Here is a 16060-nt window from a genome sequence, read left to right as displayed (position 1 = left end):
CGAAATATCCTTAATGATCGTTAATCATCTGCAACTGTGCCAACCGTTATAAGATTGCAATAGCATTCGCGTGACAGTGGTTCCTTCGTACGACTGTGTTGCGCGGCGGCCCCGATATCGTTTAAGAAAAACGGGAGAATTTTATCGGCGACACACATGAGCCTGACCAATAACAAGAGCGACCGGCTTTACCGGCGCGTCGCCGACGAACTGGCCGACGCCATCCGCAAGGGCACCTACGTGCCGGGCGACAAGCTGCCGCCCGAACGCGAACTGGCCGAAACCTTCGGCGTCAGCCGGCCGACGGTGCGCGAAGCCATGATCGCGCTGGAAATCTACGGCGTCGTCGAAATCCGCCACGGTTCGGGCATCTATGTCGTCGCGCCGGAACGCGGCGACGAAACCCCGCCGGCGCGCGAGGACCTGAATGTGGGCGCCTTCGAACTGATCGAGGCGCGCATCATCATCGAAGGCGAGACGGCCGCCGTCGCCGCCGCCGGTGTCAACGACGCCGACATCGCGACGCTGGACACGCTGATCGCCCGGATGCGCAACGGCGACGAGGCCGAATGCGAGCAGGCCGACCGCGAATTCCACAGCCACCTGGCCGGCATTACCGAGAACAGCGCGCTGATCGACACGATCGAGCACATGTGGGACCTGCGCACGCGTTCGCCCCTGGCCTCGCAGATCATGGGCCGCGCCCAGGGCGGCGGCCGCGCGGCGCGCATCGAGGAACACGAAAAGATCGTCGAGGCGCTGAAAAGCCGCGATCCGGCCGCCGCGCGGGCGGCCATGCGCGCTCATCTCGAGCAGGTCCGCGAGTATCTGCTGGTGGCGACCGAAACGGCGGAACTGGAGTCTTTGCGCCAGAAGTTGCGCGCCCAACGCGACGTGCTGTCGCGCCGAACCGGTTATTGACCGGAATTTGACTGGACTAGGCCCGCGAATTCTTTCATCATTCCTTCAGGCGACAAACTTGCCTCCCGACAGGGACGACCATGAACGAGACAACTTCCCCGGTGCGCGCGCAAGTCGAAATCTGTAACAACAAGGGCCTGCACGCCCGCGCCTCGGCGAAGTTCGTCAAGCTGGCGTCCAGCTTCGACAATACCCAGATTTTCGTCATCAAGGACGACAACCGCGTCGACGCCCTGTCGATCATGGGCCTGCTGATGCTGGCCGCTTCCAAGGGATCGATGATCGAAATCGAGGCGGAGGGCGAACAGGCCGAGGCCGCCGTCGCCGCGCTGAGCGAACTGGTCGCCAACCGGTTCGACGAAGAGGCATGAGGACGCTGTCCAGATCGCTGCTGTCCATCGCCGCGGCAGCCCTGCTCATCGGCGTCGTCCCGGCCGTCGCACCGTCTTACGCCCATGCCGAAGGCACGGAATCGGACACCCCCGTCAAGGCCAAGCACCGCAAGGCCCGGCACAAGAAGACGCCCGTACCGGCGCCCAAGCCCGCCGGTCCGGTGCCCTACTCGACCCTGGCGCCACCCGCCCCCGCGCAGCCCGTTCATCCCGGCCCGCCGGCGGTCGCCACCACGCCCGACGCCCTGCCGCAACCGGCCGAAACCAGCAAGCCGATCCCGCCGGCCAGCGACGTCGCCGTGGCGCCGCGCGCCAGCCTCCCCGCCCCGCCGCCGCCTCCCCCCCCACCGCCCTCGGCCGTGCCCAATGTCGCCCCGACCGTGTCGGCGCCGGCCGAGATTTCGTTGAAGTGCGAGACCGAAGTGCTGGCGGGCTCCCGTGTCGTCAGCCACGGTGTCTTCTTCATCGACCTGTTCCCGTCGGCCGTCTTCCCGGACCAGCACGCCGACTTCAAGTTCAGCTTCGTCGATCCGTCGCACGGCTCGCTGATCCGCGACTCGATCTGCCTCGACGCCATGTGCCCGGCCAATGTCACCGGCAGCGCCTACTACCTGGTCAACCAGGTGACCAAGAAGGGCAATGCCCTGCGCATCACGCTCGACCGCTCGCGCGGCGCCTTCTACGCCGAAGAGATCGACCATGGCTTCATGGGCTTCCGCAGCAATGCGGAACACCGCGGCGAACGGGGCTACTGCACACCGCAGCCCCTGCCCGGCCGCATGTTCTGAATGGCGCCCGCAGACACCCCGCTGCTCGATCGCCTGCGCAGTGAAACCCGCGACGCCCACGAAGCCCTGCACCATCACCCCTTGCTGGCGCCGCTCGCTTCGCCCGATGTCACCCTGCACGACTACCGTTTCGCCCTGCTGGCCTTCCAGGCCTTTTACAGCCGCATGGAGCCACAAGCCGGCGACGGCGCGCCGGTGCTGGACTGGCTGGCGCACGATCTGGCCCGCCAGACCCTTCAACCCCTCGCGCTTCCCGGCGTGAGCCTGCCCGCCATCACGACGGAATCGCAGCGATGGGGCTATCTCTATGTCAGGCAGGGCTCGACCCTCGGCGGGACGGTCATGAGCCGCAATCTCAGGCAGGCCCTGGAGCTTAACCCCCTCAGCGATCAAAAATTTTTTGCCGGCTACGGCGACGAAAACGGCAGGCGCTGGAAAAAATTTATTGAAAATTTATTCGCGACAGCGCCTTTTTTGCAGCCGACAGAAACAGTGAACATGGCCGTAGCATGCTTCAGAGGCGTGGCCGCCGTTTGCGACGCCGTGCTAGCCGTGAAAGACCGCCATGCCCTTCAAACCCCGCCAGGAACTGACCGAAGCGCAACTTGAAAGCGCCCTGAAGGGTTGCGACCAGGAGCCCATTCACACCCCCGGCTCGATCCAGCCCTACGGCATCATGCTGGTGCTCGATCCCGAAACCCACGTCGTCCTGCAGGCCAGCGAAAACCTCGACACCTGGATCGGCGTCACGCACGAAGCCGCCATCGGCGCCAGGCTGGACGACGTCCTGGGCGCCGAACAGGCTGAAACCGTCCGCCACATCTTCGTGCGCCGCGAACTGGCCCCGTTGCAATCGAGCGTCCTTGTCGTCAACGGCAAGACCTTCGACACGGTCGTACACCTGGCCGACGGCTACATCGTGGTCGAACTCGAGATCGTCGACGACGAGAAGTCGCTGCAACGCGACTTCTTCTACGACGAATTGCGCACCTTCGCCGTCGGCATGCGCGACCAGCGCAAGCCCCAGGACCTGTACGACTTCGTCACCGACCAGATCCGCAAGATCACCGGTTTCGACCGCGTGAAGCTCTACCGTTTCGACGAGGACTGGAACGGCGAAGTCGTCGCCGAAAGCCGCGTGCCGTCGATGGCGTCCTACCTGGGCCTGCACTTCCCGGCCTCGGACATTCCGACGCAGGCGCGCGCCCTTTACATGAAGAACTTCATCCGCCTGATCTCGGATATCGGCTACGCGCCCGTGCCGGTCCTGCCCGCCCGCAATCCGCACACGAGTAAGGCGTTGGACATGTCGTTGTCGGTGCTGCGCAGCGTGTCGCCGGTGCACGTGCAATACCTGGCCAATATGGGCGTGCAGGCCTCCATGTCGGTCACCATCATCCAGAACGGCCGCTTCTGGGGCCTGATCGCCTGTCACCACAATACGCCCTATCACGTGCCCTATCGCATTCGGGTCGTGTCGGAAATCATGGGCCATATCTTCTCGGCGCAGCTGTCGTCGCTGGAAGAGCTGGTCGATCGCGCCGAGATCGAAAAGCGCAAGCTGATCGTTGAACGCCTGACGGCGACGCTGGGCACGCATTTCAATCTCTACGACCTGCTGGTCGAAAAGAAGGAGCTGACGCTCGAGGCCATGAAGGCCCAGGGCATGGCGGTGCAGTACAAGGGCCAGGTCCACGGCTTCGACGCCGCCCCGCCGGCGGAGACCATCCGCACACTGACGGAATGGCTGCACGACAAGCATCCCGGCTCGGTCGTCAAGACGGCGGAGGCCGAAACCTTCTGCGCCGGCGTGCCCGGCCTTGAGGCCCTGCACGGCGGCTTCCTGGCCGCGCCGATCAGCCATATGCGCCGCGACTATATCGTCTGGTTCCGCGACGCCATCGTCAAGGACGTGCAATGGGCCGGCAATCCGGAAAAGACCGCGGTCGAGGAAAAGGCCGGCTACCGCCTGGTGCCGCGTGCCTCGTTCGACCTGTGGAAGCAGGAGATCCGCAACAAGTCGAAGTCGTGGTCGCGTGAAGATGTCGAGATGGCGCAGAGCATCATCCACATCGCCAACCAGTCCGAGCGCCTGGCCGCCGAAGAGGCCAGCCTGGCCAAGAGCGAGTTCCTGGCCAATATGAGCCATGAACTGCGCACGCCGATGAACGCCATCATCGGCATCGCCAACATCTTCGACCGCGATCCCAAGCTGACCGACAAGCAGCGCGAATTCATCGCGACGCTGCGCCTGTCGTCCAATTCGCTGCTCAACCTGATCAACGACCTGCTCGACATCGCCAAGATCGAGTCGAGCGAGATGCAGATAGAACTGCGCCCGTTCAACCTGGGCGACGTGCTGGAAGAAGTGCGCTCGATCATGAACGTGCGCGCGCTGGAAAAGGACCTGATGCTGACGCTGAAGGCTCCGCCGCGCGCCCAGATGAACTATGTCGGCGACGTGGCGCGCCTGCGCCAGGTCATGCTGAACCTGGTGTCGAACGCCCTGAAGTTCACCGAGGAAGGCTTCGTCAACGTCCTGGTCAAGCCCGAGGGCGACAACAAGGTCCGCATCGACGTCGTCGATTCCGGCATCGGCATGACGCCCGAACAGATCGCCCGCGTCTTCGACAAGTTCGTCCAGGCGGACGAGACCATTTCCCGCCGCTTCGGCGGTACGGGCCTCGGCCTGGCCATCGTGCGCAACCTGGTCACTTTGATGGGCGGCGACGTCCAGGTGTTCAGCCAGGAAGGCATGGGGTCGAAATTCACCCTGATCCTGCCGCTGCAGAAGATCGAGCAGATCGCCGACAATGACGATGAGCCGCAGCCCGTCGCGGTCCGCCGGGTCGCGGCTTCGAACCGCAAGCGCGTGCTGCTGGTCGAGGACTACGAAGGCAATGTCATCGTGGCGCTGACCCTGTTGCAGGATTCCGGCTACGAGGTCGTGGTCGCCAGCAACGGCAAGGAGGCGATCCAGAAGCTGGAAAACGGGCCGTTCGACATCGTTCTGATGGACGTGCAGATGCCGGTCATGGACGGCTATACGGCCACGGCGGTCATCCGCAAGATGCAGGCCGAGAACCAGATTCAGGACGTACGCATTATCGGCATGACGGCCCATGCCCTGACCGGCGACCGCCAGAAGTGCCTGGACGCCGGCATGGACGACTATATTCCGAAGCCCTTCGATCCCGACAAGCTGGAAGCCCTCCTGGCTCGCCACCTCAGCGAAGACCAGGTCGCGCGCTCCGGACAGGCGGAGTAGATCAGATCAGCGCTTTCCGACGTTATTTCACCTTGATGCCCGACAGACACCCGTTCTTCAAATCCACTTGCGCTTGCTCGTCCTGCTGAACGTCTTTCGGTATATAGACTTCGTCGATCGTTACCCAGACCGGCATATCCGCATCCAGTTCCAGCCAGTTGCCCTTTCGCGCGACGATATCAAACGACAATGTGATATCCAGGTCTTCGGAAGGCCGAAGCCTTTTATACCCGTTTCCTGGGCCGGATCGCATAAGGACCGGATATCTGGCCTGCGATTTCGACATGACCGTTGAGCTGTCTTCAAGCTCAACATAGAATCCATGACAGCCTATTGCGCCTTCAGGCGCCGCGCAGAACCCGACCGCCGGAGCGAACAACACGGCAGCGCCTGCAATCAGGCCAACCCAAAGCCACTGCATGCAGTCCCCTGTATCGCCTCAGTTCCAGTTATATCCGCTGAACAGCTTGGCATTGTCCTCGAAGCTGCGCGGCGAAGCTTTCGGCGTATCGACCTTCGGCGCGGGCTTGCGCGTATCGTCGTCGCCGGGCGAGGCCGTCTCGTCGGCCGCCGCCACGACCGGCTTCGTAACGCCGGACGCATTCTGCCCTTCGGCCGCGCCGCCGGAATTGAGCGCGACGTCCGGCGACGTCTGCGGCGCCTCGAGCAGGACCTTGGTGCTGCTGATGTCCGCCAGCTCGCTTTCAGCCGCCTTGGCGTCGGCATACGGCAGTTCATCGGTCAGGCTGCGCGTCGTGGCGGTCAGTGTGAAGACGCCGTCCCTGATCTCGAGCGAACGCTTCATCTCCAGGCCGTACAGCGTCCTGTCGACCGGCGTGCCGATGACGGCATAGCCCTTGCCTGCGTCCGGCAGCACGATCGTTTCATGGGCGCGCTGGAACAGCGGGTGGGTGATGACGACCGGCGCATCGGCATGGGGCACGCCGTCGCGGTCTAGCGCATCGGGCCGTTCCTTCTCATCCATGACGGCAATGCCGAGATCGTAGCCGTCCGTTTCATAGCGGCGGCCCCGGCCCGGCCGCGCCGGCGTCCAGTACATCTTGGCCTTGCCGTCCATGACCAGGGTCAGCTCCTGGATTTCCGGCTTGTACTCGACCGACATCTTTTCGGCGTCGATCCACGGATAGAGCGCATGCCACCGGGCCTTGAGATTGTCCTGAAGCTCATCCGGCAGCACGGTTGCCCAGGCAACGCCGGCCGCGATCGCCTTGTCGCCGCGCACGGTGACTTCGACATGGGCGGGTGCCGGCGCATCGAAGCCGCCGGAAGCGTCGAGACGCAGGTCGATATCCTTGGCCGGCAGGTCGAGCGGCGGCACGACCATCCTTTCCAGATCCGTTCCCTTGGCCGTCAGCGGCAGGGCCCAGTGATAACCCGGAACGGGCAGGCGCTCGATGACGCCGTCGCCATAGCGCGTGCCGTCCATCCAGTAGGTCTTGCCGCCGATGGTGGCGCGGACGATGACGTGGTCGAAGGGCCCAAGGCGCGGCAGGTCGCTGCCTACGGCATCGCCGCCTTCGGTGTCGACCAGGGCCGGTTCGGCCTCGATGCCCAGTTCGCTCAGTATGGCCAGCAGCAGGACCGTCTTGGCCTTGCAGTCGCCGTAGCGCTTGAGCCAGGTTTCATCGGCGGTCTGCGGGTAATAACCGCCCTCATTGGCCGCGACATACATGTAGCGCACCTTTTCCTCGACCAGGCGCAGGGCGGCTGCGGCCTGGACCTTGGGATCGGCGCTGAAGGCGCGGATGCGGGCGACCTCGTCGTGGATCGGCGAATTGGGCGAAAGCTGCGCGGCCTTCAGGAAGACCGGCGCCATGGTCGCCGAGGCTTCCGTCCAGGTCGGGAATTCGGAATAGGCGACCTGTCCGGTCTGAGCGAAACGCGCCGGTGCATGGTCGGGCGTCGCCTGGCGACGGTAGCTGGCCAGGTTGAAATTGAGCTCGGTGCCGTCGGGGCCCTGCGTGATGACCGGCGCCGGCAGGTCTTCGCTGGCGACCCACTTGATCGGCTTGGTGGCCGGCCAGCGGATGCGATAGTCGAGGCGGCTGATGCCTTCCCCGTCGAGCAGGGTCCAGCGGCCTTCCGACTTGCCTTTCAGCGCCGCCATGCGATGCGTCACCGACATGGCGAAGACCAGGATGTCGCCGACCTCAAGCCCTTCGGTTTGCAGGACGGCTGTCAGCTTGCCGTCGATCATCGACTGCTCCAGGTCCTTTTCCCGGCGCAGGATGAAGAATTTCTGGCCCTGGGCCAGCAGGTCGATGACCTGGGCGCCACGGATGATCTTGGCCTTGTGGACGGTGACGGTGTCGGTCGCCGGGTTCCAGATGATGGTCGGCTGCCCCGCCGCCAGACCCAGCGGGCTCTGGATGACGATGGCCGTCTCGGAATACATGGTGTCGCCGGCGTCGGAAAGATTGGCTTGCAGCGAGCGGTTGATCATGGCCACCGGCAGCAGCGAAGCTTCGCGCGCCGGTCCGGGCGCCAGGGTGACGGGCTTGACCCAATCGGGCGCGGGTCCGAAAGCCAGCTTGTCGGAGGCATGCGCCATCCCGGCTGCCAGCCACAGGGCCGCGCCCACCATCAATGCCCGCTTGTACATGAAATCCCCCTTAACACTCCGTTAAGAGTTAACCGCATCGTGAGACTCTTGGCAAGCCGTCCGCATTGACGGAAAACGGCTTCTGTGTCACCCTGGGCACATGCGTATGAACCGAACCGCAGCCGTAACGCTTACGACGACCGCCAGTGGCGGGGCGTGGCGCGGTTGTGTGCTCTCGGTTTAAGGCACCTTCCCCCACCCCCGCCCAGCAACAGGGACCGGGGTGAAGACAGAACCTCCGGTCCAGACCTTCGACCCGGAGCCGCAAATGTCCCTCCCCGCCGAACCTGATATTTCGCTTAAACACGCCCTTGTCGTTATCGACCGGTCGCGTCAGGACGCCTTTGCCGTGCGCCGTATCTGCGCCCAGGTCGACAAGGCGCGCCGGGACAAGACGCAGATCGTCTTCGTACGCGAAGCGGCCCGTGGCGACGGCTGGGGGCTGATCGACGCGCTCAATCCGCGCTTTCCCGACTGGGTCGTGACGCGGCACGGGGCGGATATCTTCACCGGCGGAAACCTGGCCGCGCAGCTGCGCGCGGTCGGTATCGCGCGCCTGATCCTCACAGGAGATGAAGCCTGCGCTGTCAGTTCGATGCAGGTCGCAAAAGGGCACGGGTTCGATGCCGTGGTAGAATTGCCGGAGTTGGCCTGACACGAATACCAAGCACGAAGGTCCGAAGCGCCTAAATGCGCTTCGGCAAGCGCGACTGCGCGTCCGAGCTGATGCGAGAAGCCCCCGCGGCACCTGAGCGGAAAAACCAAAGGACGCCACAGCGTCTGAACCCTCGGCGGAGCGGTTCACTATGACCGAATGCGGCGTCCCTGGTCTTTCAATACCGCTGAGTGTCCCGAAATCGGGTCTTCGGCGGCACGTCCAGCCTAGGCCGGGGCGGGTAAGGAAACAGTCGGGGAATGGCCGGCCGCGATAAGCGGCTTATAAACGGCCCGGCGGCGAGGTGCGCGCATGCAGTTTCCGCCGGGCGGCGCGCGACCGCGTCATCGGAATGGCGTTGGCGGCACGCATCATCACCGACAGCGGCCGTTGCAGCATCAGCCGCGACAGGCCGGCGGCGAACGGGCCCTTCCGGTTGGCCAGCGACATATATTTCAGTTCCAGCCAGGCGCGCGAAAACGCCCATTCGTCCGAAGAGGCGAACAGGGCGCGGTGCTTGTCGACCATGGCGCGGGCATAGTTCAGCTCGATTTCGAGCTGCTTGTCGTCGGACACGGTCATGTACTGGGTGACCAGCGGCTCCGGGATGCCGACAAAGTGCCCGCCGGCCGCCGCCAGCCGCACGCAGAAGTCGGTGTCTTCGTAACGGCGGAAGGCCGCGTCGAAGCCGCCCAGGGCCCGGTAGGTCGAAACGCGCGCCATCTGGCTTGAGGTGGCGCAGGTGCCGTGGCCGTTGCGCACATGTTTGCCGGCCAGGATCTTCTGCACCATGTCCATGCCGTGCGGCGCGGGCACGTCGAAATGACTGCCGACGGCGGCCTCGACATGGCGGCGGCCCTTCGGAAAGACCTGGCGGCGCGCGGTATGGCACAGGATAAGGTCCGTGCCCGTACGGGTCTCGTAATCGAGGATGCGATGGAGCTGAACGTCAAGGCGGCGCGGCAGGCTTTCGTCGTCGTCGTCGAAGAAGGCCAGGACATCGCCCTTGGCTTCGGCGACCAGGCTGTTGCGCGCCATGGCGACGCCGAGATTGCCGTCGTGGCGGATCAGGCGGATCAGAGGATGTTCGATCGCCATGCGCTCGACCACGGCTGTAGTGCCATCGGTCGAGCCGTCGTCGACGACCAGGATTTCCAGGGGTTGAAGAGTCTGGGCCAGCGCGGATTTCAACGCGCGCTCGATCGTGCGCTCGGCATCGAATGCGGTCATGGCGACGGTAACGGTAGCCATCAGGCGGCTCCCGCACAGATGCGGTTACCGGTCGCGAGCTGCCGTCCTGTCGCAAATGCCAAGACCGCAGCGCCGGTCATACCCGATGTCTCTCCCCTGTGCTGGCCGGTCCGGCGGAACGGCCGGAAATTGCCCCGATTGCGGAACCGGGGCGAGGATAGTTCATATCCGCTGCACCGCAAGAAAAACCTGCGGCACCGGACAGCCAGACATAGCGGGATTTTGTTAACGGAATGCGTTTGCCGCATTCCGTAACAAAAAGGAACTGTGACTTTATACCGGCGCCTTGGTCGCTTCGGCGCGCTTCTTCATCAGGATGTCGAACGCGTCCCATACGCCTTCGCCGCCGGTCCACTGGCCCTTGGTCGCGGCCTTGGAATATTCGGTGGCGCGCGCTTCGAAGAAGTTGGCGTGCTCGACGCCCGACAGCAGCACCTGCAACCAGGGCAGCGGATTTTCCTTCACCGCGCCGAACACTTCCGGCAGGCCCAGCTGGCGCAGGCGCCAGTCGGCGATGTAGCGGATATAAGCCTTGATGTCGTCGGCGGTCATGCCCTGGACCGGGCCCATTTCGAAGGCCAGGTCGATGAACTTGTCTTCCATCTTCACGACCGTCTTGCAGCAGTCGATGATGTCGTCGGCGACGGCCGGGGTCACGGCCTTCGTTTCCTTGGCGAAGGCATGGTACAGCTTGATGATGCCCTCGCAGTGCAGGCTTTCGTCACGCACCGACCATGACACGATCTGGCCCATGCCCTTCATCTTGTTGAAGCGCGGGAAGTTCATCAGCATGGCGAAGCTGGCGAACAGCTGCAGGCCTTCGGTGAAACCGCCGAACATGGCGAGCGTCCGGCACACGTCCGCTTCGGTCTCGACGCCGAACTGGTGCATGTAGTCGTGCTTGTCGCGCATCGCCTCATATTCCATGAAGGCGCCGAATTCGGCTTCGGGCATGCCGATGGTTTCGAGCAGCAGCGCATAGGCGGCGATATGGATGGTTTCCATGTTCGCGAAGGCCGACAGCATCATCTTGATTTCGGTCGGCTTGAAGACGCGCGAATAGCGTTCCAGGTAGTTGTCCTGGACCTCGATGTCCGACTGGGTGAAGAAGCGGAAAATCTGGGTCAGCAGGTTGCGCTCGCTGTCCGACAGCTTGGTCGCCCAGTCCTTGCAGTCCTCGCCCAGCGGCACTTCTTCCGGGATCCAGTGGACCTGCTGCTGCTTGCGCCAGAATTCAAAGGCCCACGGGTAACGGAACGGCTTATACGAATGGCTTGGGATAAGCAGGCCAGCCTTCGATTGCGGCAGGGCCAGGGAACCAGTGAGGGTGGAAAGCTGCGCGGTCATAAACAAATCCCGAATCGTTACTACGCCTGATGGGCGAGCCCATATCACCACACCTAGTGTGTTAAGGCTAGGTTAAGGACTACATATTGTGTGGACAGTTGCGCGCCTTTTGCGCGGCCCGATGACCGGGCAAGGCAAAAGGTTAACGGCCGTTAAGGCCGCTGTCGAGCGATTCGGACGCGCTGTAACGTGATTTTATTCGGAAGGGATATGGCGACTGGTCGTCAGACCCGCAGCCTGTGCCACAGTCGTTTTCCCCCTTCCGTCTGGCTCGGCTTGACGCCGATTCAGCCACCTTCCTCCCCGTGAACAGGGAAGGTGGCACGAGCGGAGCGAGTGACGGAAGGGGCAAGCCGTAGCCGCCGGACCACAACAATCTTACGAGCCGGCGCTTTTCAGGCTGTCCCACGAGCGATTGATGGGCGCGGCCGTGGACGCGGCCGGCGTCTTGGCGCCCTGCGTCTGCTGTTGCAGCCAGGCCAGGTTGGCGTCGGCCTGAGCGGGCGGCAGGTCCTGGCGGAGCAGCTTTTCGGCCTCGGCCATCTTGCCTTGCAGGCCCAGCACCAGGGCCAGGTTCTGGCGAATCTGAAGCGTGGCGTCCTTCTGGGCGACGGCCGTGCGCAGCAGGGGTTCGGCGCCGGCGAAATCGCCCCCCGCGACCTTGGCCATCGCCATATTGGTCAGCACGGCGGCATTGTCGGGCGACAGCTTCAAGGCCGTGGCCCAGGCGGCCTGGGCATCGTCGGGCCGCTTGACCTGCTGATAGGCGACGCCCAGCAGCGACCAGGCCTGCCAGTCTTTCGGCTTCAGCTCGGTGACGGTCTTCAGCGGCTCGACGGCATAGAAGGCATTGTTGTCGGCGATATGAGCGCGCGCCGCGGCCAGCAGGGCATCGACATTCCTGGGCGCGAACAGCAGGACGGTGTGCGCCGTGTCGGCAGCCTCGGCATTGCGCCCCATGGCGCGCTGGGCGTTCGACAGGTAGATGCCCATCTGCGCGTCGGTCGGGTCGTGGTCGAACTGGTCGGCGAAGAAAGCCGCCTGGGCCAGCGGCTCGGCACGGAGCGCCGCCTGGATCTCGACCGGCGTCGCCTTATGATATTCCGGCAGCTGGTCAGCATCGGCCGCCTGCGGCAGTTGCGTCTGCGGAGACTGCGCCGGCTGCGCGGCCTTGGCCGCGTCCTGCGGCTTTTCGGACTTGCCGAAAAGGCCGGCGGCGGCGGCGGGATTGGCGCACAGGACGCTTAAGGCGGTCAGACTGACAATCAGACGATAGCGCATGGCAAAAAACTCGCGAAATTCGGCTGGTTAAGGATTCAGTGACAGCGATGAATTTAAAGTTAAGGGTGTTAAGGAATCTTAACCTCATTCAGACGACCGAGCGACCATGCCCAAGCCCCTCCCCACCGCGTCCGCCAAGCCCGTCAACACCATCTTTGCCGTCTTCGAGGACGAGGCCGAAGCGGCGCTTGCCGCGCTGAAACCGGCGCAGTCGGGTTTCCTTGCCGCCCGCAGCTTCACCGGCAAGGCGGGAAGCCTGGTCGTCATGCCCGCCGAGGGCGGCACCATGGCGGCCTGGTTCGGCCTGGGCGCGCGCGCGGCCTATAATCCGCTGGCCTTTCGCGCCCTGCCGACGCAATTGCCCAAGGGGACATGGACGCTGAAGACCGAGGCCGGCCTCGACCGCCACGCCATCCACGTTGCGTGGGGCCTGGGCGCCTACAGCTTCAACCGCTACAAGGCCTCGGGCAAGACGGTCGAGGCCGTGCTCGATACGGCGGATGTGCCGGACATGGCTGCCGTCGAACGCGAAGTCCGCGCCCACAGTCTGGTGCGCGACCTGGTCAATACGCCGGCCAACGACCTGGGGCCGGCCGAAATCGCCGACATGGCGCAGGAAATCGCCCTGACCCACGGCGCCATGATGAATGTCGTCACGGGCGACGATCTGCTGAAGCAGAACTATCCCGCCGTCCACGCCGTCGGCCGCGCCGCCGCGCCGCATCACGCCCCGCGCTTCATCGAGATGTCGTGGCAGGGTCCGGGCGTCGGCCTGCCGACTGTCGTGCTGATCGGCAAGGGCGTCGTCTTCGACACCGGCGGGCTCAATATCAAGACAGGGTCCGGCATGGGCCTGATGAAGAAGGACATGGGCGGGGCCGCCCACGCCCTGGCGCTGGGCGACTGGATCATGGCCACCCATCTGCCGGTGAAGCTCCACATCCTGATCCCCACGGTCGAAAACGCCATCGCCGGCGACGCCATGCGTCCGGGCGACGTCCTGCAATCGCGTGCCGGCCTGACGATCGAGGTCGGCAATACCGATGCCGAAGGCCGCCTCATCCTCGCGGACGCCCTCACCCGCGCCGCCGAGCTGGAGCCGAACCTGACGATCGACTTCGCGACGCTGACCGGCGCCGCGCGTGTGGCGCTGGGCCCGGAGGTCATTCCCTTCTACTGCGACGACGAAGACATCGTGCGCCGGCTGGAGGTCGCCTCGATCGCCCACCACGATCCGCTGTGGCGCATGCCGCTGTGGACCGGGTATAAGGACGCGCTCGACTCCGACATCGCCGACATCAAGAACGACCCGTCCGCCTGGGCGCAGGCCGGATCGGTCACGGCGGCGCTGTTCCTCCAGCGCTTCGCGCCGAAATCGGGCGCCTGGGTGCACCTCGACATCTATGCCTGGAACCCGCGCGGGCGGGCGGGCGCCCCCGTCGGCGCAGAAGCCCAGACCCTGCGCGCGGTGTTCAGGATGATCGAGGAATATTCCGGTTAATCTCTCCTAACCAAATGTTTCTAAGAGAATTTTTTCTCTAAACCTTCCATTGACCGTCGCTGTTAACGTGACCTTTGCATCCGTCTGATAGGCTTCCCACATATCGGACGCCTCCCCATCCTGTCACAAACAGGACACCGTCCGGGGATACTGATGCAAAAGGCATGACCTTACATGACGCATATGAGTGATGAGCCCTTCGACAAGCGCGTGACCCCGTTCAAGGACGGCGTCACCGACCAGGCGCATGAAGGCCTGGTCCGCGCGCGGTCCTATGTCGTGGGCGAGGTCCTGAGCTGCTACGACGCCTCGGCGCCCATCCTGGCGCAGCCGGAGCAAGGCGCCGAACAGTGGGACCAGCTGCTGCTGGGCGAACGTTTCAAAGTCATCGAGCGCAAGCACGACTTCTACTGGGGCCAGGCCCTGCGCGACGGCTATGTCGGCTATGTGCCGGTCTCGGCCTTCCGCGCCGACTGGTACCTGCCGACCCACTATGTCTCGACCCTGCGCACCTACGTCTTCGCCGGCCCGAACCTGAAGTCGTCGATCCTGTCGGCGCTCAGCCTCAACGCCCTGGTCAGCGTGACGCGCTACGAGAACGGTTACGCCTATATCAACGACATGGGCTGGGTCTTCGCCAACCACCTGTCGGCCTTCGACACCTTCGCCGACGACTTCGTCGCCGTGGCCGAAAGCTATATCAACGCGCCCTATCAGTGGGGCGGCCGCGAAAGCATCGGCCTCGACTGCTCGGGCCTGCTGCAACAGGCACTGTATGCCTCGGGCTACGGCTGCCCGCGCGACAGCGACATGCAGATGAAGCTGGGCCTGCCGCTGATGATCGGCGCCGACCTGCAGGGCCTGCAACGCGGCGACCTCGTCTTCTGGAAGGGCCACGTCGCCATCATGGTCGACGACAGCCATATCATCCACGCCAACGCCCATCACATGAAGGTGGCGATCGAGCCCCTGTCCGAAGCGGTCAGCCGCATCGACGGTTGCGGTTCGGGCCGCCCCACGGCCTTCCGCCGTCTCTGACTGCGGCTTAAAATGAAAAAAGCCCCGCCGGATCGCTCCGGCGGGGCTTTTTGATTCATCTCGTCGCCTTATTGCGCGGGCGCGGCGGCCGGCTTGGCGGCGGCCGAAGAGGCCGGAGCCGCGGCGGCGGGCTTTGCAGCGGGCGTCGCCGGAGCGGTCGCAGCGGCCGGCTTCGCGGCGGCGGCTGCGCCTGCGGCCGGAGCGGGAGCCGCTGCCGAACCCGAGGCCGCGCCGGCGGCAGCCGGTGCAGCACCCGCGGCACGCGACGGATCGGGTGCGGGGATGGCGTAACCGGTCGAACCCTGGCTGCGCAGGTAGGCGATCAGGTTGACGCGGTCTTCCGGCTTCTTGACGCCGGCAAAGGTCATCTTGGTGCCCTTGACCCACTTTTGCGGTCCGCCGATGAACATATAGAGCTGGTCATAGGTCCAGTTCGGCGACTCCTTGGCGTGGGCCAGCATGGCGTCGGAATAGCTCATGCCCGGGTGCGAGGCGGTCGGACGGCCGACCACGCCCCACAGGTTCGGACCCGTCATGTTCGGGCCGCCCTGGGCGTTGTTGTGGCAGCTTGTGCACTTCTTGAAGGTGGCTTCGCCGGCGGCGACATCGGCCTTCGGCAGGACCGTGCCCCAGTCGGGCGGCGTATCGACGGCAGCGGCCGCGCCGCCTTCCCCGCCCGTTTCCGCCACCTCGATGGCATAGCCCGGCTTTTCCGCCTCATGATTCTTGATCAGCATGCCGGCGCCGATGCGCACGCCCATGATGACCAGGCCGGTCGCCAGACAAGCCCCGAGAATCTTGTTCAGAGTAAGATCACCGCTCATGTCGCCCTGATACCCTTTTGAATCAAAACGGCGCCAGCTTGTAAGGCTCCGCCGCCCCTGTCAATGGCGGGATTCGTCCCGCCTTATTCATTACATGTGTCTGGCTCTCTGACACGCTACCGCCAAAGACGCAAGCGGGCTTTTCCATGGCAGCCGGGAAATCGGGCGGCG

Annotated in this window: 14 protein-coding genes; 8 read left to right on the top strand and 6 right to left on the bottom strand. The window is 64.4% G+C overall.

The genetic code is table 11. The features are described from left to right. The first annotated feature begins 156 nt into the window (after positions 1 to 156). The 5 genes from AB8717_RS01250 (at position 157) to AB8717_RS01230 (ending at position 5369) form a co-directional block, all read left to right on the top strand. Positions 157 to 921 (top strand): FadR/GntR family transcriptional regulator, encoded by a 765-nt coding sequence (locus tag AB8717_RS01250; RefSeq protein ID WP_443749213.1) that lies wholly within the window; start codon positions 157 to 159, stop codon positions 919 to 921. Positions 922 to 1001: 80 nt separating this feature from the next. Continuing rightward, the gene (locus AB8717_RS01245; RefSeq protein ID WP_443749212.1) at positions 1002 to 1292 is read left to right on the top strand and encodes an HPr family phosphocarrier protein; all 291 of its coding nucleotides are present in this window, start codon (positions 1002 to 1004) and stop codon (positions 1290 to 1292) included. After that, on the top strand, positions 1289 to 2101 hold the full coding sequence (locus AB8717_RS01240) for a hypothetical protein (protein ID WP_443749211.1): 813 nt from the start codon (positions 1289 to 1291) through the stop codon (positions 2099 to 2101). The genes AB8717_RS01245 and AB8717_RS01240 overlap by 4 nt, the downstream gene beginning before the upstream one ends. Next, positions 2102 to 2710, top strand: coding sequence for a biliverdin-producing heme oxygenase (locus AB8717_RS01235; RefSeq protein WP_443749210.1), 609 nt, complete (start codon positions 2102 to 2104; stop codon positions 2708 to 2710). Continuing rightward, entirely contained in the window at positions 2667 to 5369 is a 2703-nt protein-coding gene (locus tag AB8717_RS01230) for an ATP-binding protein (RefSeq protein ID WP_443749209.1), read from the top strand. The genes AB8717_RS01235 and AB8717_RS01230 overlap by 44 nt, the downstream gene beginning before the upstream one ends. A 22-nt stretch (positions 5370 to 5391) precedes the next feature. On the opposite strand, the gene AB8717_RS01225 is transcribed toward AB8717_RS01230, so the two are convergent. Together AB8717_RS01225 and AB8717_RS01220 are read right to left on the bottom strand one after the other, a co-directional pair. Then, positions 5392 to 5790: a hypothetical protein gene (locus AB8717_RS01225; RefSeq protein ID WP_443749208.1), complete on the bottom strand. Its 399-nt coding sequence runs from the start codon at positions 5788 to 5790 to the stop codon at positions 5392 to 5394. Positions 5791 to 5808: 18 nt separating this feature from the next. Further along, complete coding sequence (locus tag AB8717_RS01220; RefSeq protein ID WP_443749207.1) at positions 5809 to 7992, bottom strand: DUF3857 domain-containing protein; 2184 nt, start codon at positions 7990 to 7992, stop codon at positions 5809 to 5811. A 268-nt stretch (positions 7993 to 8260) separates the two neighbouring features. Here AB8717_RS01220 and AB8717_RS01215 point away from each other — a divergent pair, with 268 nt between their 5' ends. Further along, on the top strand, positions 8261 to 8647 hold the full coding sequence (locus AB8717_RS01215) for a cysteine hydrolase family protein (protein WP_443749206.1): 387 nt from the start codon (positions 8261 to 8263) through the stop codon (positions 8645 to 8647). A gap of 282 nt (positions 8648 to 8929) precedes the next feature. Here AB8717_RS01215 and AB8717_RS01210 read toward each other — a convergent pair whose 3' ends face one another. The 3 genes from AB8717_RS01210 to AB8717_RS01200 form a co-directional block, all read right to left on the bottom strand. Further along, positions 8930 to 9898, bottom strand: a complete 969-nt coding sequence (locus tag AB8717_RS01210; RefSeq protein WP_443749205.1) for a glycosyltransferase family 2 protein — start codon at positions 9896 to 9898, stop codon at positions 8930 to 8932. Between the two features lie 273 nt (positions 9899 to 10171). Continuing rightward, positions 10172 to 11245 carry a ribonucleotide-diphosphate reductase subunit beta gene (locus AB8717_RS01205; protein WP_443749204.1) on the bottom strand — a complete coding sequence of 358 codons (1074 nt, stop codon included), beginning with the start codon at positions 11243 to 11245 and terminating at the stop codon, positions 10172 to 10174. Between the two features lie 378 nt (positions 11246 to 11623). Next, on the bottom strand, positions 11624 to 12526 hold the full coding sequence (locus AB8717_RS01200; protein WP_443749203.1) for a tetratricopeptide repeat protein: 903 nt from the start codon (positions 12524 to 12526) through the stop codon (positions 11624 to 11626). A gap of 106 nt (positions 12527 to 12632) precedes the next feature. Between AB8717_RS01200 and AB8717_RS01195 the strand changes: the two genes are divergently transcribed. Continuing rightward, positions 12633 to 14027, top strand: a complete 1395-nt coding sequence (locus AB8717_RS01195) for a leucyl aminopeptidase family protein (RefSeq protein WP_443749202.1) — start codon at positions 12633 to 12635, stop codon at positions 14025 to 14027. Positions 14028 to 14201: 174 nt separating this feature from the next. Continuing rightward, entirely contained in the window at positions 14202 to 15065 is an 864-nt protein-coding gene (locus AB8717_RS01190) for a C40 family peptidase (RefSeq protein ID WP_443749201.1), read from the top strand. 68 nt (positions 15066 to 15133) lie between these two features. Here the strand turns inward: AB8717_RS01190 and AB8717_RS01185 are convergent, their stop codons facing one another. Next, a complete protein-coding gene (locus AB8717_RS01185) occupies positions 15134 to 15889 on the bottom strand; it encodes a c-type cytochrome (RefSeq protein ID WP_443749200.1) in 756 nt (251 codons plus the stop codon). Positions 15890 to 16060 lie beyond the last annotated feature (171 nt).

It is taken from the genome of Asticcacaulis solisilvae, assembly GCF_052327315.1.
Classification (GTDB): Bacteria; Pseudomonadota; Alphaproteobacteria; order Caulobacterales; family Caulobacteraceae; genus Asticcacaulis; species Asticcacaulis solisilvae_B.
The sequence above is the reverse complement of the archived record's forward strand: the minus strand, read 5'-3'. Positions and strand labels throughout refer to the sequence as shown.